General features: G+C 58.4%; 22 protein-coding genes, 2 tRNA genes and 3 rRNA genes. 20 read left to right on the top strand and 7 right to left on the bottom strand.

The window, feature by feature from the left end:
• The first annotated feature begins 177 nt into the window (after window positions 1–177).
• The 6 genes from BVH74_RS02905 (at window position 178) to BVH74_RS02880 (ending at window position 5988) form a co-directional block, all read left to right on the top strand.
• A 16S ribosomal RNA gene (locus BVH74_RS02905) occupies window positions 178–1714 on the top strand.
• 103 nt (window positions 1715–1817) lie between these two features.
• Window positions 1818–1894 (top strand) — tRNA-Ile (locus BVH74_RS02900).
• A gap of 23 nt (window positions 1895–1917) precedes the next feature.
• Window positions 1918–1993: transfer RNA gene (locus tag BVH74_RS02895), tRNA-Ala, on the top strand.
• A gap of 304 nt (window positions 1994–2297) precedes the next feature.
• Window positions 2298–5187: ribosomal RNA gene (locus tag BVH74_RS02890) — 23S ribosomal RNA — on the top strand.
• Window positions 5188–5339: 152 nt separating this feature from the next.
• Window positions 5340–5455: ribosomal RNA gene (gene rrf, locus BVH74_RS02885) — 5S ribosomal RNA — on the top strand.
• Together the 16S, 23S and 5S rRNA genes with 2 tRNA genes alongside form the textbook arrangement of a ribosomal RNA operon.
• 185 nt (window positions 5456–5640) lie before the next feature.
• Window positions 5641–5988 carry a PilZ domain-containing protein gene (locus BVH74_RS02880; protein ID WP_080048625.1) on the top strand — a complete coding sequence of 116 codons (348 nt, stop codon included), beginning with the start codon at window positions 5641–5643 and terminating at the stop codon, window positions 5986–5988.
• On the opposite strand, the gene BVH74_RS02875 is transcribed toward BVH74_RS02880, so the two are convergent.
• Genes BVH74_RS02875 through BVH74_RS02845 form a run of 7 tightly spaced genes read right to left on the bottom strand, consistent with a single transcriptional unit; the run spans window position 5989 to window position 12267 of the window.
• Complete coding sequence (locus BVH74_RS02875; RefSeq protein ID WP_080048624.1) at window positions 5989–8085, bottom strand: flagellar biosynthesis protein FlhA; 2097 nt, start codon at window positions 8083–8085, stop codon at window positions 5989–5991.
• A 13-nt stretch (window positions 8086–8098) separates the two neighbouring features.
• Window positions 8099–9229: a flagellar biosynthesis protein FlhB gene (gene flhB, locus BVH74_RS02870; protein ID WP_080048623.1), complete on the bottom strand. Its 1131-nt coding sequence runs from the start codon at window positions 9227–9229 to the stop codon at window positions 8099–8101.
• 2 nt (window positions 9230–9231) lie between these two features.
• On the bottom strand, window positions 9232–10020 hold the full coding sequence (locus BVH74_RS02865; protein ID WP_080048622.1) for a flagellar biosynthetic protein FliR: 789 nt from the start codon (window positions 10018–10020) through the stop codon (window positions 9232–9234).
• A gap of 4 nt (window positions 10021–10024) precedes the next feature.
• Complete coding sequence (locus tag BVH74_RS02860) at window positions 10025–10297, bottom strand: flagellar biosynthetic protein FliQ (protein WP_080048621.1); 273 nt, start codon at window positions 10295–10297, stop codon at window positions 10025–10027.
• A gap of 7 nt (window positions 10298–10304) precedes the next feature.
• Entirely contained in the window at window positions 10305–11063 is a 759-nt protein-coding gene (fliP, locus tag BVH74_RS02855; protein WP_080048620.1) for a flagellar type III secretion system pore protein FliP, read from the bottom strand.
• On the bottom strand, window positions 11060–11431 hold the full coding sequence (locus tag BVH74_RS02850; protein WP_080048619.1) for a FliM/FliN family flagellar motor switch protein: 372 nt from the start codon (window positions 11429–11431) through the stop codon (window positions 11060–11062). Before BVH74_RS02850 ends, fliP begins: the two co-directional genes overlap by 4 nt.
• The gene (locus tag BVH74_RS02845) at window positions 11428–12267 is read right to left on the bottom strand and encodes a FliM/FliN family flagellar motor switch protein (RefSeq protein WP_080048618.1); all 840 of its coding nucleotides are present in this window, start codon (window positions 12265–12267) and stop codon (window positions 11428–11430) included. The genes BVH74_RS02850 and BVH74_RS02845 overlap by 4 nt, the downstream gene beginning before the upstream one ends.
• A gap of 384 nt (window positions 12268–12651) precedes the next feature.
• Between BVH74_RS02845 and BVH74_RS02840 the strand changes: the two genes are divergently transcribed.
• The 14 genes from BVH74_RS02840 to BVH74_RS02775 all read left to right on the top strand — a co-directional run bounded on the left by BVH74_RS02840 (window position 12652) and on the right by BVH74_RS02775 (window position 24302).
• Complete coding sequence (locus tag BVH74_RS02840; RefSeq protein ID WP_231705559.1) at window positions 12652–14055, top strand: sigma-54-dependent transcriptional regulator; 1404 nt, start codon at window positions 12652–12654, stop codon at window positions 14053–14055.
• Between the two features lie 14 nt (window positions 14056–14069).
• Window positions 14070–14396, top strand: coding sequence for a flagellar hook-basal body complex protein FliE (fliE, locus tag BVH74_RS02835; protein ID WP_080048617.1), 327 nt, complete (start codon window positions 14070–14072; stop codon window positions 14394–14396).
• A gap of 20 nt (window positions 14397–14416) precedes the next feature.
• Window positions 14417–16069, top strand: a complete 1653-nt coding sequence (gene fliF / locus BVH74_RS02830) for a flagellar basal-body MS-ring/collar protein FliF (RefSeq protein ID WP_080048616.1) — start codon at window positions 14417–14419, stop codon at window positions 16067–16069.
• An 11-nt stretch (window positions 16070–16080) separates the two neighbouring features.
• Entirely contained in the window at window positions 16081–17097 is a 1017-nt protein-coding gene (locus tag BVH74_RS02825) for a FliG C-terminal domain-containing protein (protein ID WP_080048615.1), read from the top strand.
• Window positions 17098–17108: 11 nt separating this feature from the next.
• Window positions 17109–17813: a flagellar assembly protein FliH gene (fliH, locus tag BVH74_RS02820; RefSeq protein WP_080048614.1), complete on the top strand. Its 705-nt coding sequence runs from the start codon at window positions 17109–17111 to the stop codon at window positions 17811–17813.
• Window positions 17810–19144: a flagellar protein export ATPase FliI gene (gene fliI / locus BVH74_RS02815; protein WP_080048613.1), complete on the top strand. Its 1335-nt coding sequence runs from the start codon at window positions 17810–17812 to the stop codon at window positions 19142–19144. Before fliH ends, fliI begins: the two co-directional genes overlap by 4 nt.
• On the top strand, window positions 19141–19566 hold the full coding sequence (locus tag BVH74_RS02810; RefSeq protein ID WP_080048612.1) for a flagellar FliJ family protein: 426 nt from the start codon (window positions 19141–19143) through the stop codon (window positions 19564–19566). Before fliI ends, BVH74_RS02810 begins: the two co-directional genes overlap by 4 nt.
• 71 nt (window positions 19567–19637) lie before the next feature.
• A complete protein-coding gene (locus tag BVH74_RS02805; protein WP_080048611.1) occupies window positions 19638–19916 on the top strand; it encodes a flagellar biosynthesis anti-sigma factor FlgM in 279 nt (92 codons plus the stop codon).
• A complete protein-coding gene (locus tag BVH74_RS02800) occupies window positions 19913–20353 on the top strand; it encodes a flagellar protein FlgN (protein WP_080048610.1) in 441 nt (146 codons plus the stop codon). The genes BVH74_RS02805 and BVH74_RS02800 overlap by 4 nt, the downstream gene beginning before the upstream one ends.
• 266 nt (window positions 20354–20619) lie before the next feature.
• A complete protein-coding gene (gene fliD / locus BVH74_RS02795; protein WP_080048609.1) occupies window positions 20620–21951 on the top strand; it encodes a flagellar filament capping protein FliD in 1332 nt (443 codons plus the stop codon).
• Window positions 21951–22352, top strand: a complete 402-nt coding sequence (fliS, locus tag BVH74_RS02790) for a flagellar export chaperone FliS (RefSeq protein ID WP_080048608.1) — start codon at window positions 21951–21953, stop codon at window positions 22350–22352. Before fliD ends, fliS begins: the two co-directional genes overlap by 1 nt.
• Window positions 22333–22656 carry a hypothetical protein gene (locus tag BVH74_RS02785; protein ID WP_080048607.1) on the top strand — a complete coding sequence of 108 codons (324 nt, stop codon included), beginning with the start codon at window positions 22333–22335 and terminating at the stop codon, window positions 22654–22656. The genes fliS and BVH74_RS02785 overlap by 20 nt, the downstream gene beginning before the upstream one ends.
• Window positions 22656–23786, top strand: coding sequence for a flagellar hook-length control protein FliK (locus BVH74_RS02780; RefSeq protein ID WP_231705589.1), 1131 nt, complete (start codon window positions 22656–22658; stop codon window positions 23784–23786). Before BVH74_RS02785 ends, BVH74_RS02780 begins: the two co-directional genes overlap by 1 nt.
• Before the next feature lie 45 nt (window positions 23787–23831).
• Window positions 23832–24302: a flagellar basal body-associated FliL family protein gene (locus BVH74_RS02775; RefSeq protein WP_080048606.1), complete on the top strand. Its 471-nt coding sequence runs from the start codon at window positions 23832–23834 to the stop codon at window positions 24300–24302.
• The last annotated feature ends 3 nt before the right edge of the window (window positions 24303–24305 follow it).

Below are 24305 nucleotides of genomic sequence, written 5' to 3'. Positions count from 1 at the left end.
GCGGAAACGCAAGCCGAATCGCTCTTTAAAAAATTGGAATCAAGTAATTCGTGTGGGTGCTTGTGAGTGGATTGATGATCGCATGATTATCAGCCTAAGCAAGTAACTCTGTGAATTCATGAGTTTATTTGTACGGCTGAGCCAAGTTTAGGGTTTTCTCAAAACCCAAATTGATTTGAACTGAAGAGTTTGATCATGGCTCAGATTGAACGCTGGCGGCAGGCCTAACACATGCAAGTCGAGCGGATGAAGGGAGCTTGCTCCTGGATTCAGCGGCGGACGGGTGAGTAATGCCTAGGAATCTGCCTGGTAGTGGGGGACAACGTTTCGAAAGGAACGCTAATACCGCATACGTCCTACGGGAGAAAGCAGGGGACCTTCGGGCCTTGCGCTATCAGATGAGCCTAGGTCGGATTAGCTTGTTGGTGAGGTAATGGCTCACCAAGGCGACGATCCGTAACTGGTCTGAGAGGATGATCAGTCACACTGGAACTGAGACACGGTCCAGACTCCTACGGGAGGCAGCAGTGGGGAATATTGGACAATGGGCGCAAGCCTGATCCAGCCATGCCGCGTGTGTGAAGAAGGTCTTCGGATTGTAAAGCACTTTAAGTTGGGAGGAAGGGCAGTAGATTAATACTCTGCTGTTTTGACGTTACCAACAGAATAAGCACCGGCTAACTCTGTGCCAGCAGCCGCGGTAATACAGAGGGTGCAAGCGTTAATCGGAATTACTGGGCGTAAAGCGCGCGTAGGCGGCTAGGTAAGATGGGTGTGAAATCCCCGGGCTCAACCTGGGAACTGCATCCATAACTGCCTGGCTAGAGTACAGTAGAGGGTGGTGGAATTTCCTGTGTAGCGGTGAAATGCGTAGATATAGGAAGGAACACCAGTGGCGAAGGCGACCACCTGGACTGATACTGACGCTGAGGTGCGAAAGCGTGGGGAGCAAACAGGATTAGATACCCTGGTAGTCCACGCCGTAAACGATGTCAACTAGCCGTTGGAATCCTTGAGATTTTAGTGGCGCAGCTAACGCACTAAGTTGACCGCCTGGGGAGTACGGCCGCAAGGTTAAAACTCAAATGAATTGACGGGGGCCCGCACAAGCGGTGGAGCATGTGGTTTAATTCGAAGCAACGCGAAGAACCTTACCTGGCCTTGACATGCTGAGAACTTTCCAGAGATGGATTGGTGCCTTCGGGAACTCAGACACAGGTGCTGCATGGCTGTCGTCAGCTCGTGTCGTGAGATGTTGGGTTAAGTCCCGTAACGAGCGCAACCCTTGTCCTTAGTTACCAGCACGTTATGGTGGGCACTCTAAGGAGACTGCCGGTGACAAACCGGAGGAAGGTGGGGATGACGTCAAGTCATCATGGCCCTTACGGCCAGGGCTACACACGTGCTACAATGGGCGGTACAGAGGGTTGCCAAGCCGCGAGGTGGAGCTAATCCCTTAAAACCGTTCGTAGTCCGGATTGGAGTCTGCAACTCGACTCCATGAAGTCGGAATCGCTAGTAATCGCGAATCAGAATGTCGCGGTGAATACGTTCCCGGGCCTTGTACACACCGCCCGTCACACCATGGGAGTGGGTTGCACCAGAAGTAGCTAGTCTAACCTTCGGGAGGACGGTTACCACGGTGTGATTCATGACTGGGGTGAAGTCGTAACAAGGTAGCCGTAGGGGAACCTGCGGCTGGATCACCTCCTTAATCGAAAGATCACGACGCTTTCAAGCACTCACACGAATTACTTGATTCCCTGGAAAGAGGCGATTGGGATGTGGCTCGCAGAGCTGCACAAGCCCGGACGATTGGGTCTGTAGCTCAGTTGGTTAGAGCGCACCCCTGATAAGGGTGAGGTCGGCAGTTCGAATCTGCCCAGACCCACCAATTGTCGAGGTGTGAAGGTCTACGGGGCCATAGCTCAGCTGGGAGAGCGCCTGCCTTGCACGCAGGAGGTCAGCGGTTCGATCCCGCTTGGCTCCACCATCTCGCAGTTGGTCAGTAGATGGTCAGCAGCAGGTACTGCTCATATATCGCCGCAGAGTTCAGACAAGAATGATCCGTAGTTGGTGATCATTGCTGTCTGGTCTTTGAACCAGAACGTTCTTTAAAAATTTGGGTAATGTGATAGAAGTACAGCACATGGCATGTTTCACTGCATGCGATGTGGCTAAGGTAAACTTGTAATCTCAAGTGCAAGTTCCGGATTGTCGTGAATCAGTGTCACGGCCAGACTTCTAACGATGTGTTAAACGGGTTCGCCCGATTGACAGATTGTTTGGGGTTATATGGTCAAGTGAATAAGCGCATACGGTGGATGCCTTGGCAGTCAGAGGCGATGAAAGACGTGGTAGCCTGCGAAAAGCTTCGGGGAGGTGGCAAACAACCTTTGATCCGGAGATGTCTGAATGGGGAAACCCACCCGTCATAAGACGGGTATTACACACTGAATCCATAGGTGTGTGAGGCGAACCAGGGGAACTGAAACATCTAAGTACCCTGAGGAAAAGAAATCAACCGAGATTCCCCAAGTAGTGGCGAGCGAACGGGGACCAGCCCTTAAGCGGTTTTGAGTTTAGTGGAACGCTCTGGAAAGTGCGGCCATAGTGGGTGATAGCCCCGTACACGAAAGACTCTTAGCCGTGAAATCGAGTAGGTCGGCGCACGTGAAACGTTGACTGAACATGGGGGGACCATCCTCCAAGGCTAAATACTCCTGACTGACCGATAGTGAACCAGTACCGTGAGGGAAAGGCGAAAAGAACCCCTGTGAGGGGAGTGAAATAGAACCTGAAACCGTATGCGTACAAGCAGTGGGAGCAGACTTGTTCTGTGACTGCGTACCTTTTGTATAATGGGTCAGCGACTTATATTCAGTGGCGAGCTTAACCGTCTAGGGGAGGCGTAGGGAAACCGAGTCTTAATAGGGCGTTTAGTCGCTGGGTATAGACCCGAAACCGGGCGATCTATCCATGGGCAGGTTGAAGGTGCCGTAACAGGCACTGGAGGACCGAACCGACTACCGTTGAAAAGTTAGCGGATGACTTGTGGATAGGAGTGAAAGGCTAATCAAGCTCGGAGATAGCTGGTTCTCCTCGAAAGCTATTTAGGTAGCGCCTCGTGTATCACCGCTGGGGGTAGAGCACTGTTTCGGCTAGGGGGTCATCCCGACTTACCAAACCGATGCAAACTCCGAATACCAGCGAGTGCGAGCACGGGAGACACACGGCGGGTGCTAACGTCCGTCGTGAAAAGGGAAACAACCCAGACCGTCAGCTAAGGTCCCAAAGTTATGGTTAAGTGGGAAACGATGTGGGAAGGCTTAGACAGCTAGGAGGTTGGCTTAGAAGCAGCCATCCTTTAAAGAAAGCGTAATAGCTCACTAGTCGAGTCGGCCTGCGCGGAAGATGTAACGGGGCTCAAACCATACACCGAAGCTACGGGTTCATCTTAGGATGAGCGGTAGAGGAGCGTTCTGTAAGCCTGTGAAGGTCAATTGAGAAGTTGGCTGGAGGTATCAGAAGTGCGAATGCTGACATGAGTAACGACAAAGGGAGTGAAAAACTCCCTCGCCGGAAGACCAAGGGTTCCTGCGCAACGTTAATCGACGCAGGGTGAGTCGACCCCTAAGGCGAGGCCGAAAGGCGTAGTCGATGGGAAACGGGTTAATATTCCCGTACTTCTAGTTACTGCGATGGGGGGACGGAGAAGGCTAGGCCAGCACGGCGTTGGTTGTCCGTGTTTAAGGTGGTAGGCCGAGATCTTAGGCAAATCCGGGATCTCAAGGCCGAGAACTGATGACGAGCGTTCTTTTAGAATGCGAAGTGGTTGATGCCATGCTTCCAGGAAAAGCCTCTAAGCTTCAGGTAACTAGAAATCGTACCCCAAACCGACACAGGTGGTCAGGTAGAGAATACCAAGGCGCTTGAGAGAACTCGGGTGAAGGAACTAGGCAAAATGGCACCGTAACTTCGGGAGAAGGTGCGCTGGTGAGGGTGAAGGACTTGCTCCGTAAGCCCATGCCAGTCGAAGATACCAGGCCGCTGCAACTGTTTATTAAAAACACAGCACTCTGCAAACACGAAAGTGGACGTATAGGGTGTGACGCCTGCCCGGTGCCGGAAGGTTAATTGATGGGGTTAGCTTCGGCGAAGCTCTTGATCGAAGCCCCGGTAAACGGCGGCCGTAACTATAACGGTCCTAAGGTAGCGAAATTCCTTGTCGGGTAAGTTCCGACCTGCACGAATGGCGTAATGATGGCGGCGCTGTCTCCACCCGAGACTCAGTGAAATTGAAATCGCTGTGAAGATGCAGTGTATCCGCGGCTAGACGGAAAGACCCCGTGAACCTTTACTATAGCTTTGCACTGGACTTTGAATTTGTTTGTGTAGGATAGGTGGGAGGCTTTGAAGCGTGGACGCCAGTCTGCGTGGAGCCAACCTTGAAATACCACCCTGGCAACTTTGAGGTTCTAACTCTGGTCCGTTATCCGGATCGAGGACAGTGTATGGTGGGTAGTTTGACTGGGGCGGTCTCCTCCCAAAGAGTAACGGAGGAGTACGAAGGTGCGCTCAGCACGGTCGGAAATCGTGCGTAGAGTATAAAGGCAAAAGCGCGCTTGACTGCGAGACCAACACGTCGAGCAGGTACGAAAGTAGGTCTTAGTGATCCGGTGGTTCTGTATGGAAGGGCCATCGCTCAACGGATAAAAGGTACTCCGGGGATAACAGGCTGATACCGCCCAAGAGTTCATATCGACGGCGGTGTTTGGCACCTCGATGTCGGCTCATCACATCCTGGGGCTGAAGCCGGTCCCAAGGGTATGGCTGTTCGCCATTTAAAGTGGTACGCGAGCTGGGTTTAGAACGTCGTGAGACAGTTCGGTCCCTATCTGCCGTGGACGTTTGAGATTTGAGAGGGGCTGACCTTAGTACGAGAGGACCGGGTTGGACGAACCTCTGGTGTTCCGGTTGTGTCGCCAGACGCATTGCCGGGTAGCTACGTTCGGAAAAGATAACCGCTGAAAGCATCTAAGCGGGAAACTTGCCTCAAGATGAGATCTCACCGGGAGCTTGACTCCCCTAAAGGGCCGTCGAAGACTACGACGTTGATAGGCTGGGTGTGTAAGCGTTGTGAGGCGTTGAGCTAACCAGTACTAATTGCCCGTGTGGCTTGACCATATAACACCCAAGCAATCTGGGGTGTGGCAAGACACCGTACAGACAATGTGGAGCTCCACATGAGATTGCAAACCTAGCATGTGCTTCAATCACAACACCCAATTCGCGATGGCGTGAAAGCTACCAGCTAACACGACACCGCTAAAGAATTGCTTGACGACCATAGAGCGTTGGAACCACCTGATCCCATTCCGAACTCAGCAGTGAAACGACGCATCGCCGATGGTAGTGTGGGGCTTCCCCATGTGAGAGTAGGTCATCGTCAAGCTCCTATACCGAAACCCCGGTCTGCATGCAGATCGGGGTTTCTTCTTTGGGCCAAGAAAACTGGCTGGCTCTTAGCCTCTGAACAATGCGACTGCTGCCTGCAAGCCCTGCTCTCCCCTTAATCTTCATAATTCGCTGGTCGCCTTGTTCTTGCGCAGACTAGAACAAAAGCCAGGGGATTTATCTGTGCGTGAGCAAAGCCGTATGGTGTTTCGTTCGATCTTCCGCATCAAAGTCGCGGACCGTGACACTGGGCGATTGATTGGTTATGTCGGGGACATTTCCGAAGGGGGCTTCAAGCTGCTCAGCGATGAGCCCATGGCGCTGGATGTGCCGGTAGCACTGCAGATTCGCCTACGCGACGAGGAGGGGAAGATGCAGATGTTGGATGTTGAGGTCATCTGTTTGTGGTGCCAGGAGAATATCCGGACCGGCTATCATGAGTCCGGGTGCTCGCTGCACCAGCCATCCGAGGAGTTTGCTCGCCTGGTCGCGGGGATGCGAGCCAAGCGAGCGAGTAAATCCCCGGGCTGATCAGCCCAGGGTACCGAGGATATTGACGCCGACCCGCTCGGGGATTTCATTCTGAGACAGTACGTGCAGTCCTGGGCTGAACACCTTGGCATAACGGGCCAGCAGGGGGCGGAGCTGGGGCATGACGACCAGGATCGGTGGGTGGCCTTCCTTGCGCAGTTTTTCCTTCACCACCGGCATACTGTTCTGCAACTGGTTGAGCAGATTGGGTTCGACGGGAATGCTGTCGAGGCTGACCGGGCCGGCCTGCTGGGCTGCGCTCAAGGCGCTCATCAGCGTATTCTCCAAGCCATTGTCGAGGATGAATACGGCCAGCTCGCTACGATCGCCGGCGATGCTTGAAACGATGCTGCGACGCAGCGCGTAGCGTACATCCGAAGCAATCAGTAGCGGGTCCTTGGTACTTTCACTGCTCTCAAGCATAGCGGTGGCTATGCTGACGATATCGCGTAGCGAGACTTGCTCCTGCAACAGTTGCCGATAAACCCGGTGTTGCTGAGTATGATTGAGCTGGGCCTTGAGACTTTCGGCCAGCTTGGGGGCCTGGAGCGCCAGACGCTGCATCAGCTGTTCGACATCATCATGCTTGAAGATTTCCGGCAGCTGTTCGCGCACGATCTTGTTCAGGTGGGTGGCGATCACGCTGGAGCAGTCAATGACCTGATAGCCGAGGTTGAGTGCCCGGGGCTTGTCCTCGGGATTGATCCAGACTACCTGCATGCCATAGGCCGGGTCGATGCCGATAATGCCATCCAGCTCGCCATAGGTTTCTGGTGAGGGTATCGCCATCAGCCGATCGGCATGCAGTTCAGCCGACTCGACCTTGTCGCCATTAATGTGGATCTGATACTGCGAGGCTTTGAGCCGCAAACTGTCGCGGATCTGTACTTCCGGCAGGAGAAAGCCAAGCGATTCGGAGAGGGTCTGGCGTACCCCGCGTACCCGTTGCGGCAGTGGCGCGCCGGTTTCAGGGCTGACCAGGTTGACCAGTTTGTACCCTAGGGCGATGGAGATCCGCTCGACCAGAGGAATGTCGCTCCACTCCAACGTCTGAAGCCGTTCGCGTTCCATGGCCTGGCTGAGCGCTTCGGCCTGCTCAACACCGCTGGCTTCATCAACTGGTTGGAAGCGAGATACGCACCAGCCGATGAACCCGAGCAAGGCGGCAAATCCCAGGAACGCCATGTGTGGCATGCCGGGGACCAAAGCAAGCACGAACAGGATGCCGGCCACGGTGTAGATCAGGGTTGGCGAGGCCAGCATCTGCTTGCGTACTTGCGAAGTGATGGCTGCTGACTCGTTGATGCGGGTGACGATGATGGCTGCGGCGGTTGATAGCAGTAGTGCGGGAATCTGGGCGACCAGACCATCACCAATGGTCAGCAGGGCATACTGCTGGAATGCATCGCCTGCAGACAGATCGTAGATGAACAGGCCGATGGCGAAGCCGCCAAACAAGTTGATCAGCAGAATCAGAATGCCAGCGATGGCATCACCGCGAACGAATTTGGCGGCTCCATCCATGGCGCCGTAGAAGTCGGCTTCCTTGGCGACTTCCTGGCGCCGCTGCTTGGCTTCCTCCTGGGTAACCAGCCCGGCGTTGAGGTCGGCGTCGATAGCCATCTGCTTGCCGGGCAGGGCATCGAGGGTAAACCGCGCGGTGACCTCGGATATTCGCTCGCCACCCTTGGTGACCACCATGAAGTTGATGATCATCAGGATCACGAAAACAATCAGGCCGACGATGAAGTTGCCGCCGATGACCACCTCACCGAAAGCTTGGATCACCTTGCCAGCGGCATCACTGCCGTTGTGACCTTCCAACAGCACGACCCGGGTTGAGGCGACGTTGAGCGTCAGGCGCAGCAGGGTGGTGATCAGAATTACCGTGGGAAACAGGGAGAAGTCCAGCGGCCGCTTGGCCGAGACGCTGACCATCAGCACCAGCACGGCCATGGAGATGTTGAAGGTGAACAGGATATCCAGCAGCAGCGGCGGCAGCGGCAGAATGATCATTGCCAGAATCGACAGAATGACCAGGGGTATACCGATCTGGCCGGAGGTCAGGATGGGCATCAGTTGCTGATAAGGCTTCATGGCTGGTCGGGTCTCAACGGATCAGTGATTCGGGAATCGGCAACTGGCTGGCCAGCTCCGGTTTGCTGCGGCGCCCCTGGCGCCAGGCCTTGAGCTGCAATACATAGGTCAGTACGTGGGCCACCGCGGTATAGAGCGGCATGGGTATCTGCTGATTGACCTGGGTGCTGTAGTAGACCGCGCGCGCCAGCGGCGGCGCCTCGACTACTTCCAGGTTATGGGCGTTGGCCATCTTGCGGATATACAGGGCGGTTTCATCAACGCCCTTGGCCAGCACGTAGGGAGCTTCGGCCTTGTCCAGATCGTAGCGCAGGGCAACGGCATAGTGCTGTGGGTTGACGATCACCACGTCGGCATCCTTGATGACCCGGCTGATCTGGCGTTGCAGCAACTGGCGTTGCAATTGCTTGATTCGGGCCTTGATCTCTGGCCTGCCTTCCTGATTCTTGTGCTCTTCCTTTACCTCCTGTTTGGTCATGCGCATCTTCTTGGTAAAGAAGAATTTCTGCAGGGGGATGTCGATCAGGGAGAACAGGATGAACACCACAATCAACATCATCGCCAGATAGAATGCCAAGGTCATGGCGCCACTGATCGCGGTATGGATGTCCACGCGCTGCAAGGCCATGAACTTGGGAGCGGTAGCCAGCAGCAGGATGACTGCGGTGGCGCACAGCACTACGACCTTGAGGATCGACTTGAGTAGTTCGGTCCAGTTCTGAGCGGAAAAGATCCGCCCGAGCCCTGTGATCGGATTGAGCTTGCTGAGCTTGGGCATGAAGTTCTTGGATGAGAACACCCAGCCGCCGGGGATCAGTGACAGCACTATGACCAGTAGGGTGGTTATCAGCAGGGGCAACATCAGCTTGATGAACACCAACAGGTTGTGGCCGAGAATCAGGCTGAGATCATCCAGGCTTATTTCGCTCTGGTGAAAGTTGATGTACGACAGTCGGAACAGGTCCTGCAGGCCTTCGTAGAACAGCCCGAAGCTGAACTTCAGCACCAGCAGGGTGATCAGCAGCGAAACGGTGGTTGCCAGATCCTTGGAGCGGGCAACCTGACCTTCGCGCTTGCTGTTCTTGAGTTTGTGCGCGGTGGGCTGCTCGGTTTTTTCCTGACTGCTGGCGTTCTGCTCGGACATGGTTACTCCAGCAACACTATGCCGAGGTTGTCGAGCAGTTGCCGGGTTAGCAGCAGATAGCTTTCCGACATGTTCGGCAAGGTGAAGAAGATCGCCATCCAGCCGGTGAGAATGGCAATTGGGAAGCCTAGGGCGAACAGATTCATCGCCGGTGAAATGCGGTTGAGCAGGCCGAAGCTGAACAGGATCAGAGTCATGCAGAACACCATCGGCAGGGCGATCAGCACGGCGGCGGACAGAACCCAACTGATGGCGTACAGGGTGCTGGCCATGCCGGTAAAGTGCAGGCCGCTGCCGATCGGCCAGTAGACGAAGCTCTGGTACAGGATGCTGACGGTGACCAGGTGGCCATCAATGGCAAAGTACAGAAACACCAGCAGGGTGAAGTACAGTTGGTAGAGGATTGATGAAGACGAGACGCCGTTCTGTGGGTCGTTGTAGCGCGCCATGCTCATACCCATCTGGGTCGAGATTATTTCCCCGACCAGGCTGTAGACGGTGAATACCAGCTGTAGCGACAGCCCGAGCATCAGGCCGAAGGCAATCTGTTCCAGGGTTGCCAGCAGCCCGGCCAGCGACAGCGGGTCAAGCAGCGGTGGGGTGGGCAGGGCGCCACCCAGCGCCAGGGTTAGAGCCAGGGCCAGCAGAATGCGCACAGGCAATGACAGGGCCTTGTGGCTGAACATGGGCGCCAGGGTGAACACGGCAAGGATGCGGCAGAACGGCCACCAGTAACTTTGTACCAGCAGCAGGTAGCGATTGGCGTCAAACAGCGCTTCAGTGGCGGACATGGGTTCAGCCGACCAGATGGCCGGCCTGCTGGAAGGTTTCGATGAACAGTTCGCTGAGTGTGCGCAAGATCCAGTGCCCGGCGAACACCAGCATGCCCAGGGTGATCAGCAGGCGTGGCAGAAAGCTCAGCATCTGCTCATTGATCTGGGTCGCGGCCTGGAAAATACTGACGATCAGGCCGCCGATCAGGCTGGGAATCACCAGGATGCAGACGACCAAGCCGATGATGTAAACCGCGTGGGCGATCAGCGCGACGGCATTTTCCGGTGTCAGCATGGTGGCCTCAATAGGGTTGTACGCTGGTGGTCAGCGTGCCGATCATCAGGCTCCAGCCATCGACCAGCACGAAAATCATCAGCTTGAACGGCAGTGAGATCATCATCGGTGAGAGCATCATCATGCCCATGGCCATCAGTACGCTGGCCACCACCAGATCGATCACCAGGAATGGGACAAAGATCATGAAGCCGAGCTGAAAGGCCGTCTTCAGTTCGCTGAGCACAAAAGCCGGCAGCAGCAGGGTGAAGTCGATGCTTTCCAGATCCTCGGGAATTTCCTCGTCGACCAGCGAGACGATGGTGTAGAGCGCGGTTTCATTGGTTTGCGCCAGCATGAACCGGCTGAGAATGGTCCTGGCTTCACCCAGGCCCTGCTCCAGGCTGATTTCATCGGCCTGGAACGGTTCATAGGCGTTGCTGTACATGTCCTGCCAAACTGGGCGCATGACCAACAGGGTCATGCACAGTGCAATGCCGATCAATACGTTGTTGGGCGGGCTTTGCTGCAGGCCGATGGCCTGGCGCAGAATCGCCAGCACGATGATGAAGCGGGTAAAGCAGGTCATCAGCATCAGCATGGCTGGCAGAAAGCCGAGCAGGGTCATGATGATCAGAATTTGCAGCTTGACGCTGAGTTCCTGGCCGTCCTCGGTCTCGTTCAGCGAGAACAGCGAAATCTCGCCTCCCGCCGCCTGGGCCAGGGCCGGGCTCAGGCCCAGCAACAGTGGCAGGATAGTCAGGGTCAGACGGCGTAGCAGGCTCATGCGGTCAGGTCTTTCAAGCCGGTGCCGCTGAGTTCGAGGATGCGCAGGCCATAGCTGCCATTGACCACCACGACTTCGGCCTTGGCGAACTGTGCGCCGTTGACCTTCACGTCCAGTGGCTCGCCCGCCAGCTTGTCGAGTGCAATCACGCTGCTGGCATCGACGTCCATCAGGTCCTTGAGCGGCAACTGAACGGAGGCGACCTCCAGAGTGACCTGTACCGGAATCTTGCCGAAGAAGCTCAAATCCTGTTGCGGTAGTCGTGGGCTGGCCTCGCTGAGACTGGCGGCGACGGGTTCATCGTCAAGTTGCAGGTCGCCATCGTTGATCAGGTTGTCGAGTTCTTGGTCGCTGAGTTGTTCGTTCATGGGCTCTTCACGCTTTCCAGAGAGGTAAGACAAAGGGCGCCGTCATCTTCGAAGATGGCCCCGCGAAACAGTTTTTGCTGGTTGATACGGACATCGCAGCGCTCATGCATGCGGATCATGAGAATGTCGTCCGGTTGCAGTGCCAGTACGTCGGCCAGGGACATCTGTACCGAGGCCAGCACGCATTCCAGGCGCACCGGCAGGCGCTTGATGTTGCTCAGCGGATCGCCTGCCGGCTGGCTGCTGCCTGGCAGGGCCATCTTGCTGGTCAACAGGTCGGCCAACTGATTGTCCAGATAGATGAATAGCGATGCGGTGGTCGAGGTCAGGTGGCTGGTCAGCGAGAACTCGACCAGGTACTCCCACAGCGGCTGGTCATAGGCGTTGTCATGAGCCTCAAGCTGACCGAGGCTGGTGCCAGCCATGATCACCCGACCGAAAATCTCGGCGATATCCCGACCCAGGCGATCACGCATACGCTGCTCTGAGGTGCTGATTGGTGTGGCCTCGTGGCTTGGCAGGGTAGTGCCGCCGTAATAGCACTCCAACGCCTCAGCCAGCAGCGGGCGAGAAATCGAGAAGCCGATCTTGCCCAGTTCGGAGCGGAACAGGCAGTCAGGTTCGCTAGCGATCTGTTCGCTGACACTGACACCTTGTAGTTCCAGATTGATGCGGAAGTTGCGCAGGAAGTAGTCGCCGATCAGGCGCGGGTATTTGTTGGCGGCTTCGCTGATGTACTGCGGCACCTTGTGATAGTGGCGCCCCAGCTTGTGAGGTTTCAATTTGACCAGGGCATCGGCCGGCACGCCATGGTGGACTTTCGAATTACCAATCATGTGTGAACTGCTTTCCCAGGTAGTAACTGTTGCCTCGTTGAGCGCGGCCGAGTGCATTTAAGGCAGGCCCGGCTGGCCGATTGTCCATGACGCCGGTGATGTGCGCAGGCGCGCTGCGTCGACCATGGCGGATGGACTGGCAGTCTAGGGGGGGTAAGGGCTGGGGATTAAATCAATAGATATCAAATTACATCAGCAGGCGCTGATATGCGCTTTTGATATCTATTTAGAGAAAGTAATTCACGGATTGAGTATGGGCGTTGCTAATGTCCGTGCGCATTGGTCGCCACAGAACATAACAAGGCGACTGACGGATGAAATTATTTCAGTCCTGTGAAAAGAAAACTGTTAACTGCGTCGCAAAAAAACGACAGGTGATACACGGTGAAGCATCTCAGTCAGGCAATGAACTACAGCGAGTCGCAAGGCGGCGCCGATCTGGTCGTGACCGGAGGGGTGGTGATTGCCGGCGTTGAGGATCAGGACCATGACGTCTCCCTGTCCCGAGGTCTGCGGGCAGCCGGCTGTCAGGTGCATCGCGTTGCCAGTCTGGAGCAGTTGGATGAGCGCCGCCTCAGTGGTGCTGGTTTGCTGCTGGTACTGGTCAGTGGGCTTGAGCCGAGCGGACTGTATGACCAGGTCGCACGCCTGACCCGTCGCTGGCCGGGTTTGAGTGTAGTGCCGATTGTTGAATACCAGGACCAGGAAAAGGCGGCGACGCTGCTGGAGTTGGGTTGCATTGACTATCTGCTCAGCCCGTTCAGTGATCAGCAGTTGTTTCAACTGCTGCACCGGGTCCGTCAGGCCGAGCTGGCCCAAGAAGACTTTGTCTCTTGTTCACACGCCGGGCGTCGGCTGCTGGCGATGGCTCAGCGGGTAGCCATGACCCGAGCGCCAATCATGATCAGCGGTGAAACCGGGACCGGCAAGGAAATGATGGCGCGCTATATCCATCGTTTCTCAAGCAGTGCCGAGGCTCCCTTTGTTGCAGTCAACTGTGCGGCGATTCCGGAAGCCATGCTGGAGTCGATCCTGTTTGGTCATGAGCGTGGAGCCTTTACCGGTGCGGTCAGCGCCCAGCCGGGCAAATTCGAGCAGGCCAATGGCGGCACGCTGTTGCTGGACGAGATCGGGGAGTTGCCACTGGCGCTGCAGGCCAAACTGCTCAGAGTGCTACAGGAGCAGCGGGTTGAGCGTCTGGGCGGTCAGCGGGAAATCCATCTGGACGTGCGTATCATCGCGGCCACCAACCGTGATCTGCAGGCCGAGGTTGAGGCCGGACGGTTCCGTGCTGATTTGATGTTCCGCCTGGATGTACTGCCGCTGCAATTGATGCCGCTGCGTGAGCGCAAGGAAGATGTGATCCCCTTGGCGCGCCAGTTCATTCGTAAGTATGCCCCCCATGAAGCACATCAGGAACTGCTCACCCAGGCAGCCTGTCAGGCGCTGATGCAGCATGACTGGCCGGGTAATGTCCGGGAGCTGGAAAACACCCTGCAGCGAGCGCTGGTTCTGCGCAATGGGCTTTTCATCCAGCCCTGTGATCTGGGTCTGGCTGTCCAGGAGCTGTCCGGCACTGAAGCCCGGCAATTGGCTCCGGTCAGTGAGACCGGCAAGGCCGCGCTCAAGGCCAGCGGCAAATGGGCCGAGTATCAGCATGTGATTGACACCATCCGCCAGTGCGGCGGGCACAAGGCCAAGGCTGCCGAGCGTCTGGGGATGACCCCGCGCGCTTTGCGCTACCGGTTGAACGCCATGCGTGAGCAGGGCGTGCAGATTCCCGTGTAAGGAGAAAGGGCAGGATGAATTCGATTACCCAGGTACAGCAGCAGATGCTCGAGCGCATGAGCCAGATGCAGGCGGCGTCTTCGGGCGCGGTGGTGCGTGCAGCGCTGGACAAGCCGCCGGTTGGCGGGGTGGGGCAGGCCTTTACGGATGTGCTGCGCACGATTGATAGCGAGCAGCATCTGGCCAGTCAAGCGCTGGCCGATGTCGATAGTGGCAAGAGCAAGGATCTGGTCGGGGCGATGATCCAGAGTCAGAAAGCCAGTCTGTCGTTCGCAGCGCTGGTGCAGGTGCGCAATAAGATGAGCAGCGCCTTCGATGAAATCATGAGAATGCCGGTTTAACCAGGCGCGAGTACACAGCCGTGTTGCAGACCATCAAAAGCAGACTGCCCGTGAGCGGGTTCAAGCTCGACCCACGGATGACCCTATTCGGCATGGCCCTGGCCGCCGGCCTGGTGGCTATCGGGATCGCACTGTATCTCTGGCGCGAGCCAGCCTCCTATCGACCACTGTACGGCGCTGGAGAAAGTTATCCGGCGGCTGAGGTCATGCAGGTCCTCGAGGCCGAGGGTATTCGCTACCGCCTGCATGGGCAGAGCGGCCAGGTGCTGGTGCGTGAAGATCATCTGGCCCGGGCGCGCCTGCAACTTTCGGCCCGGGGGGTCAGTGTCGCGGTGCCGCCGGGCTATGAACTGTTTGATCGGGACGAGCCGCTGGGCACCAGCCAGTTTGTTCAGGATGTGCGGCTCAAGCGCAGTCTGGAAGGTGAATTGGCGCGCACGGTCATGAGCCTCAAAGGGGTCGAGCAGGCCCGGGTGCATCTGGCCCGTGAAGAGAATCGTTCGTTTGTGGTGGGGCGCCGTCTGCCGGCCAAAGCCTCGGTAATGCTGCAGTTGGCTCCAGGCACCCGGCTGCAACCGGATCAGGTCAGTGCGATCGTCAATCTGGTTGCCAACAGTGTGCCGCAGCTCGAGGTGGCCGATGTCAGTGTGGTCGATCAGCACGGTACCCTGCTGTCGCGCGGTCTGGATGGCTGGGGTGGGCCGGCGCGCAACTGGCAGGTGGTCGAGGACTATCAGCACAAGGCGGTAGGCAATATCGAGCAGGTGCTGGCTCCGGTACTGGGCGCGGGCAACTTCCGGATCAGCGTGGCAGCCGATGTTGACTTCAGCCAGCGCGAAGAAACCGTACAGACCTATGGCGAAGCGCCGCGAGTGCGTAACGAGCAGCTGCGCAGTGAAAGCGCGATCGATCAGTTGGCGCTAGGGGTACCAGGTTCGCTGAGCAATCTGCCGTTGCAGTTGCCTGCGCCGGCGGTGGATGCCGGTGAGGACGGTGCGCAAGGTAATGACGGCAACCAGGCCGCGACCTCGCTGCGCCAGGAGTCCAATCGCCAGCTCGATTACGACCAGTCGGTAACTCATGTCAAGCATGCGCCCTTTGCCTTGCGCCAACAGAGCATTGCCGTGGTGTTGAATGCGGCCAGCGCTCCCGAGGGCGGCTGGAGCGAACAGGCCCGGGCTGAGCTGGAAGCGATGATTCGCAGCGCCGCCGGGTTCAATGCCGCCCGCGGTGATCAACTGACGCTGAGCGTGCTGCCCTTCAGTACGGTCGAGCCGCTGTTGGCAGAGCTGGCCTGGTGGGAGAGCGAACAGATGCACGCACTGGCGCGCCTCGGTCTCTTAGGGTTCCTGGCCCTGTTGATCCTGTTGTTGGTGGTACGCCCGGCAATGCGTATTGTCAGCCGTCCGGAGCAGCCGGTGCTCACTGAGGAATTGGTCGAGCTTGATCCGCCCGCACCTGAGCGCGCCTTGCCGTTGCAGCAAGAGCGTCCGGGCCTGAGCATCCTCAGCGAGTTGAGCCCGCTGTCGGAGATTCGCCTGCCGGCACCCAATTCAGGTCTTGAACTACAGATTGAGCACTTGCAGATGTTGGCGCGCAATGATCCTGAGCGGGTTTCTGAGGTGCTCAAGCACTGGATCGGTCGCAATGATCGTGACCTGTCGTCTACCTGAGGGGCCTGGCAATGAAGGAATCCAATGTGCGTAATGTTCGGCAGCTCAGTTCCCTGGAGCAGGCCGCGATCCTGATGCTGAGCATGGATGATGCGACTTCGGCAGGCGTGCTCAAGCACTTCTCCCGTGAGGAGATCATCAGTATCAGCCAGGCCATGGCCCGGCTGAGCAACGTCAAGCAGCCTATGGTCTCGGAAGTGGTTGGGCGGTTCTTCGAGGATTACCGCGAGCAGAGCAGCATCAAGGGTGCCTCGCGCGGCTACCTCAGCGGCATGCTCGGCAAGGCGCTGGGCAGCGATATTACCCGCAGCTTGCTGGACAGCATCTATGGCGAGGAAATTCGCGCCAAGATGGCCAAGATGGAGTGGATTGATCCCAAGCAGTTTGCCGCCTTGATCGCCAAGGAACATGCCCAGATGCAGGCCGTTTTTCTGGCCTTCCTGCCGCCGGCGATGGCCGCGGAGGTGCTCGAACAGATGCCGGCCGAGCGTCAGGATGAGCTGCTGTATCGGATTGCCAATCTGAGTGAGGTCAACAGTGACGTGATTCGCGAGCTGGAGCAGTTGATCGAGCGCAGCATCAGCGTGTTGACCAACCAGGGCTCGCAAGTGCGCGGGATCAAGCAGGCTGCCGACATTATGAATCGCTTCAAGGGCAACCGCGAACAGATGTTCGAGTTGTTGCGGGCGCACAGCGATGAACTGGTCAACCGGATTGAGGATGAAATGTACGACTTCTTCATCCTCTCGCGGCAGACCGAAGAAGTGCTGCAGTTGCTGCTTGAGGCCGTGCCTATGGAAGAGTGGGTAGTGGCGCTCAAGGGGGCCGAGCCGGAGCTGGTGCGAGCGATTCAGAATGCCATGCCCAAGCGCCAGCGCCAGCAGATGGAGTCGATCAGCCGGCGTCAGGGGCCGGTGCCCATGAGCCGGGTCGAGCAGGTACGCAAGGACATCATGGCGGTGGTGCGGGAAATGGCCGGCAATGGTGAGCTGCAATTGCAATTGTTCCGTGAGCAGACCATCGAGTAACCGGAGGCAGCATGACAGTCAGGGTGATCAAGGCCAGTGGCCGGGCGTGGCGGGTCTTCCGTTTTCCGCCGCTGTGTTCTGGACCAAGGGCGCTGATCGGTGAGGTTGGTGGCGGAGGCCAGGCCAGTGTCCAGCAGGCGGTCAGCGACGGCTTTCGCGAGGGCATGGAAAAGGGCTATCAGGAAGGTTTGCAGCAAGGTCTGGAAGCCGGGCGCAGGCAGGGCTTTGACGAAGGGTGCGAGCAGGGCCGTCAACGTGGCCTGGAGGAAGGGCGACATCAGGGCCTGCAGGTATTCGAACAGGCCAGTGCGCCGCTGGCACGGATGCGTGGTGAGTTGCGCGGGTATCTGGACCAGTATGAGCTCAAACGTCGTCAGGAACTGCTCGAACTGGTGCGCAAGGTGGCCCGTCAGGTGATTCGCTGTGAGCTGACGATCAACCCGACGCAACTGCTGGCGCTGGCTGAAGAAGCGCTGACCAGCTTGCCGGGCGATGTGACCGATGTGCGGATTCTGCTTAACCCGGAAGAATATGCGCGCATCCGCGATATTGCCCCGGAGCGGGCCGAGGAGTGGCGCCTGGTTCCGGATGAGCGACTGGCGCTGGGTGAGTGTCGGGTCGTGACCGAGCAGGCCGAGGCGGATATCGGCTGCCAACAGCGCTTGGACTCCTGCATGGAGACACTGGCCGGGCACCTGCAGGTCAATGAATCATGAGCGTACGCGAGGCGTTCAGTCTGGACGAGGCGCTGCGCTCGCTTGAGGGCGTGCAGTTGGCCAAGGTCAGCGGGCGTCTGGTGCGGGTGTCCGGGCTGCTGCTGGAAAGCCTTGGCTGCCGGCGCATGACCGGCCAGCGCTGCTATGTCGAGCAGGCCGACGGCAGCATGCTCGAAGCCCAGGTAGTGGGCTTCAATCGCGACATCACCTACCTGATGCCGTTCAAGAAGCCGGTCGGGCTGACGGCCGGCTCGCGGGTTTTTCCGGCCCGTGAAGAAGGCTTGTTGCACATCGACGAGTCCTGGCTGGGGCGGGTGGTCAATGGTCTGGGCGAGCCCCTGGATGACCAGGGGAAACTGTCTGGACGTAACCCCTTGCCGGCCGAGTTGCCCAGTGTCAATCCGCTGCGCCGTCGTCCGGTATGCGAGCCGCTGGATGTCGGCGTGCGCGCGATCAATGCCCTGCTGACCCTGGGCAAGGGCCAGCGGGTTGGCCTGTTTGCCGGTAGTGGCGTGGGCAAGAGCGTGTTGCTTGGCATGATCACCCGGCAGACCAAGGCCGATGTGGTCGTGGTCGGGCTGATTGGCGAGCGTGGCCGCGAGGTGCAGGAGTTTCTGCTGCACTCACTGGGGCCTGAAGGCCTGAAAAAGGCCGTGGTGGTGGTCGCTCCGGCCAACGAGTCGCCGCTGATGCGGCTCAAGGCTACCGAGCTGTGTCACAGCATCGCCGCCTATTTCCGCGACCAGGGTCAGGATGTGCTGCTGCTGGTCGACTCCCTGACCCGCTATGCCATGGCCCAGCGCGAAATCGCCCTGGCGCTGGGCGAGCCGCCGGCAACCAAGGGGTACCCGCCGTCGGTATTTGGCCTGCTGCCCGAGTTGGTGGAAAGCGCCGGCAACGGTGCCAGCACTACCGGCAGCCTCAGCGCCCTGTATACCGTGCTGGCCGAGGGTGATGACCACCAGGACCCTATCGTTGACTGTGCCCGGGCGATTCTCGACGGGCATATTGTATTGTCGCGGCGGCTGGCTGATGTTGGCCATTACCCGGCTATCGATATTGCCGCCTCGGTCAGTCGTTGCATGAGTCAAGTCAGTGCGCCGGAGCATCAGGGCGCGGCACGCCAACTCAAGGAGCTGTACAGCAGCTTTGAAAAGATTCGTGAGTTGATTCCGCTGGGTGGCTACAGCCCAGGCATGGACGCCAAGACCGACCGGGCGGTGCAGCTGGCGCCGCACATCGAGCGCTTTTTGCGTCAGGAGGTTGGGGTGGGAGCCGAACTGGAAGACTGCGTTGCTACCTTGCTCAAGCTGGTCAAGAGGCCGTCATGAAGGAACAGATAAACACCCTGTCGCGGTTGGCGTTGCTGCGCGGCAACAAGGTGCAGGAGCTGATGGGGCGGGTCAACTACCAGCAGAACCTGTGCCAGCGCTATCGCAACAATATCGAGGGGCTCAGTCGCCTGTGCGGCTATACCGCACCGATGACCACTCCGCTGCAGCGTGACAATCAGCAGCGCTACAAGTTGACGCTGCATCGGATGATCGAGTTGCAGCGCCGCGAACTGGCGGTGGCGGAGCAGGCGCTGAACCGGATTCGAGGCGAGTTGACCAGCGCCATGCGTAATGAAAAGGTCATTAGTCAGGTGCTGGACGGCAAGCTGCGCGAATGGCAGCATCTGCTGGCCAGTCAGGAGCAGAAGATACAGGACGGTCTGGCGGCTCAGGCTTGGTGGCGAGCCCAAGCACTATAGGAAAAAAGATTTAAGCGCAGGTCGCAGTCGGTCGCCATAAGTCTGTAACCCGCTCATTTTTGGATGTCAGCATGGATATTTCTCGGCCCAGCAGCAACGGTTTCCGTCCGGTGACCGAACTTTCCACCGGTACTCCCGGCGAGCGCCCGCAGGCGACTAATAGTGCCCCCAGCTTACCGCCCGCCGAGCTGCCACTTGAAGCTTTGCAGGCGGCGCTGCAAGCCTTGCCATCGGTCGATCTTGATCGGGTGGCGGCGGTGCGTCAGGCGCTGAGCGAAGGGCGCCTGGATACCAGTGCCGAAGGTTTGGCGGCTGACATGCTGGCCTACCATCGGGGCAGCGATCAGTGAGTTCGCGCGAGCGCCTGCTGGCTGCGCTCGATGAGGACCTGCAGCGCGATCAGGCTGACTATCAGCGCCTGCTGGATCTGACCGAAGCACTGCATGCGCACCTGCTGCAGCGTGACGCGCAGCAGATCGAGCGTCTCAATCAGGACATCAGCAGTCTCTCAGCGGCGGCGGCCCATCGCGCCGCGCGACGCAGCCGCATTCTGGCGGCATTTTCCCTGCACGCCGATGCCGATGGCATGCAGCGCCTGTTCGCCGGTTGCCCGCCAGCCCAGCGTCAGCGCCTGAGTGCCGGCTGGGAGGCGCTTGGTCATCTGGCGCAGGCCTGTCAGCGTCAGAACGAACGCAATGGCCGCCTGCTGGCCATGCAGCACGATATCCTCAATCAACTGCTGGGTCAGTCTGCCCAGTCCAGTCTCTATTCCCCCCAGTACTACTGAGTAATTCCTTGAGCCTTTGGGCTTGTTGATCGTCGCTCAGGCTTAAGCGGTGCAGCTCAGCTGTCGCCTGTGTTGTTTGTCACGCTGTGCGGTTTTCCCTGATCCGCGTTGATTCTTGCCGAGGGGAAGGAGCATTTCCGCTGGCTGCATAAGGTCGCTCAAGCGGAAGACGTTTTTCACCTGTTATCTGGCTTAAAGCCATTTAAATCAATGGCTTGATGTCTTGGCATTGTTATTGCTTGAAGGCTGTCAAAGGATACCCGACGATGAATATCGACTCTGATTACGCAAGATCCATGGCTGAACAACTGGCCAGCTACGATGTGCAGCCCGGCCTGGCCAGGGTGCGGCGCAACGAAGCCAATTACCGTGCTCAGCTGGACGCAGTGACCAAGCTGGAAAGTGCCTTGCGCACGTTCCGCAGTGCTGTGACTGGGCTCAAAAGCGGCGGCAAGACCATGCTGGTCAACTCGGCGAGTTTCAGTCAGGAAGGCTACGCCACGGCCAACGTCAAGGCCAATGCCGTGCCGGGCAACTACCAGTTCTTTGTCGAGCAACTGGCCAGTCAGCACCAGATTGCTCTGCAGGGGTTGCAGGACGGTGATATCGAGGCAACCGGTAGTCTGCAGATCGATCTTGGCGGGGAAAGTTTCAGCATTGACCTGAGCGCGGCCGACAGCAGCGGTGATGGCGTGGTGAGCCTTGCCGAACTGTCGGCGGCGATCAATGGCGCCTCGGACAATGCCGGTGTGCAGGCCACGCTGGTGCGCAGCAATGGTGAGGTCAGCCTGGTACTGACCAGCGAAAACAGCGGCGCCTCCAACGCAATCGGCCTGAGCTTGAGCGGGGCTGGGCCGGGTAGTGCGAACTTCGCCGATGCGGTGGCCAACCCGCTGGAGCTGTCGGCTGCGCGGGATGCCCGAGTACGTTTGGGCGGCGAGACTGGCTTGCTGCTGACCAGTTCCAGCAACACATTTGATGAACTGATCGATGGAGTCAGCCTGACCTTCAATCGTACTCACAGCGCAGGGGATACCCCGCTGACGGTCGAGGTTGGTCAGGATAGTGAGGCGACCCAGGCTCAGGTCAAGACCTTTATCGATGCCTATAACAGCCTGGTGGCCAGTCTTAAGGGCCTGACCGCCAGTGGCGGCGAGAACAGCACGCGTGGCCCGCTGGCTGGCGATTCCAGTGTGCGGGCGATCCAGGAAATGCTGAACCGGACGCTGCGTAACGAGTTTGATGGCATGCGGCTGATGGACTTTGGCATCAGCGCTGATCGCAATGGTCGCCTGAGCCTGGACTCCAGCCGTTTCGACGCAGCGGTGGCGGCCAACCCTGAGGGTTTGAACAAGCTGTTCAGTGGCAAGGACAACCTGATCGACAGTCTCGACAAGAGCCTGCACCTGTATACCAACGTCACCACTGGCGTGCTGAAGAACCGCAAGGAAAGCATCAACCTGATGCTGCGCCGCACCGATCAGCAGATGTCGACGCTGGAACAGCAGTACGACCGTTACTACAACCGCTATTTGAAGCAGTACACCAACATGATGCAGATGATGGCGGCGATGCAGCAAACCCAGGGTATGTTTTGATGAACGATTACTACCTCAATGACAGCTACCAGCAATACCGCTCGGTAGATCTGGAAGCCAAGGCTGCAGCGGCCTCGCCCTATGAACTGGTGCTGGTTCTGTTCGATGGCCTGCTTGATGAGCTGGCCCGGGCTCGCGGTCATATCGAAGGCCGGCGCTACCAGCAAAAGGGCGTGTCACTGGAAAAGTGCATGAGCATCCTCAACGGCCTTAACAGCGCTCTGGATTTCGACAACGGCGGTGAGGTTGTGGCAGGCCTGGCCCGGTTGTACGACTACTGCATCTACCGACTTTCCGATGTCAGCGTCAGCCTGTCGCTCGAAGGCATGGACGAGGTGATCGAGCTGGTCGGCATTCTGCGTGAAGGCTGGGAAGGTGTGAATGGCACCCGTCAGCCCTGAGAGCCAGCGCATTGCCCGGGTCTACGGCCAGTTGCGTCAAGCTCTTGAGGCGGCGGACTGGGAGGCGGTCGCCGAGGCCGATCTGGCCGTGCGTGAACTGTTGCAGAGCTTGCCGGATGAGGCCGAGCTGGAGCCGGCCAGTGGTCAGCTGCGCCAACGCCTGCAACGCCTGCACGCCCATGGCGTCAAGGCTTGTGCGGCTGAATGCGAGCGCCTGCGTCAGGTTTTGCAGCGCCATATTGAATACGGGGAGGGCCGCTCGGCCTACCTGCAGACCGAGAGCCTGGGGGGAGACGGATTGTGATGGAACTGATCGGTAACAGCCATGGCGCCCGGGCCGAGTCTGTCGAGGCTGTACGCGAGGCGCTACTGAGCGTAGTGAGCCTCGCGACAGGTGAGCAGGCTGAGGTGCCAACTGCAGACATGCAGACGCTGCTAGCGTTGCTGGCCGAGGCGACAACTGATCAGGCGCAGTCAGGGGCTGTTGTGGCGCCAGTTGAGCGCGAGCCGCTGGATAGTCATGGGGCTACACAGGGGCTGCACTCGGCGCCGCCGAGTCTGGAGCAGCTCGAAGGTTGGCTACAGCAGCAACAGGAGCTGCAGGGTCTGCAACTGGGCGCGCGTGAATCGCTGCCCGGGGTGCCCGAATCGGACGTTGTCGATCTGCCGCTGGCTGTACAGCTAAGGGCGCGACAGGCTGCTGAACATGAGCCGGCTGGGCGTCAGCCTGATCTGCGGGTGCAGACGCCGCAGCCACAGCCACAGCCACAGCCACAGCTGCAAACGTTGATGCCGCCGGCTCAAGAAACGGGTCTGGATGAGCAGGTGCGTGTGTTTGAGCCAAGGGCCGAAGTCTCAGGCCCGGCGCTGAAAATGCCAATGCTGGCGGAGGCGTTAGGGTTGGCACTGGCACCTGAGAGCAGCTCGCTGCGCAGTGGCGAGCCGGCCCTGCTGAGTCCGGCCATTCAACCTCAGGCGGGCCCCGTGATCAATCCGGGCCTGGCGGTCGAGGTGCGGCCTGTCGCAGCCGAGGCACGCTGGGGTGAGCAGATGTTGGCAGCTCTGCGCGAACAGGTGGAAATGCAGGTGCAGCAGCGTTCGCAGCAGGCAACCATCCGCCTGGACCCGCCAGAGCTGGGCAGTCTGGACATCCAGATTCAGCACGAGCAGGGCAAGCTCAGTGTGCAGATCAATGCCGCCCAGGCGGATGTCGCGCGCCTGCTGAATTTGCTCAGTGAGCGCCTGCGCAACGAACTGATGGGGCTGCACTTCACCCAGGTTGAGGTGCAGGTTGGTGCCGACGCTGAGCAGGGCCGTCAAGGTCGCCAGCAACTGCCAGAGCAAGAGCTGGTGCGCCAAGCCCAAGAGCTGCCAAACGAGACGGCAGGTCGCCATGGCAGTGGCCAGCCGGATGATGTGTTGATCAGTGTCTGAGCCTGCGGGCTCCGACGGTTTCCCAATCGCAAGCGAGTATGAATCATGGCGTTGCCACGCATTATCCTGATTGTTCTGATCATCAATACCCTTGTACTGCTGGGCAGTGTGGGGCTGAACCTGCATCTGCTGAACAACATTTCGGCGGCTGGGCCTGTCGGACTTTTCCAGGCAGCCGAGCCGCCAAAAGAAAGTCTTACCCGGGAGTTCCAGTTCTTTCCGATCGAAAAGGTGATCGTCAATCTGCGTGGGCAGAACCGCGAGCATTATTTCGTGCTTGATCTGGTGTTGCAGGCCGAACTGGAAGTTGATCAGCGGCGCCTGGAGCAGATCGATCCGATTGTGCGCAACTCGGTAGTGGCTCATTTGTCCGGTCTGGATTTTCAGGAGTTGCGCGCCATGTCGATCGGTGAACTGCAAGGGCGTCTGGAGTCGGTGCTGGTCGCCGATCTGGCCGCACGCAATCTAAGCCAGCCGTTCGCCCATGTGCTGGTCAGCAAGATGATCGTCCAGTAACAG

The sequence above is a fragment of the Halopseudomonas phragmitis genome (genome assembly GCF_002056295.1).
GTDB lineage: Bacteria > Pseudomonadota > Gammaproteobacteria > Pseudomonadales > Pseudomonadaceae > Halopseudomonas > Halopseudomonas phragmitis.
Note: the sequence above shows the minus strand (reverse complement) of the source record. Positions and strands in the feature narration are given on the sequence as shown.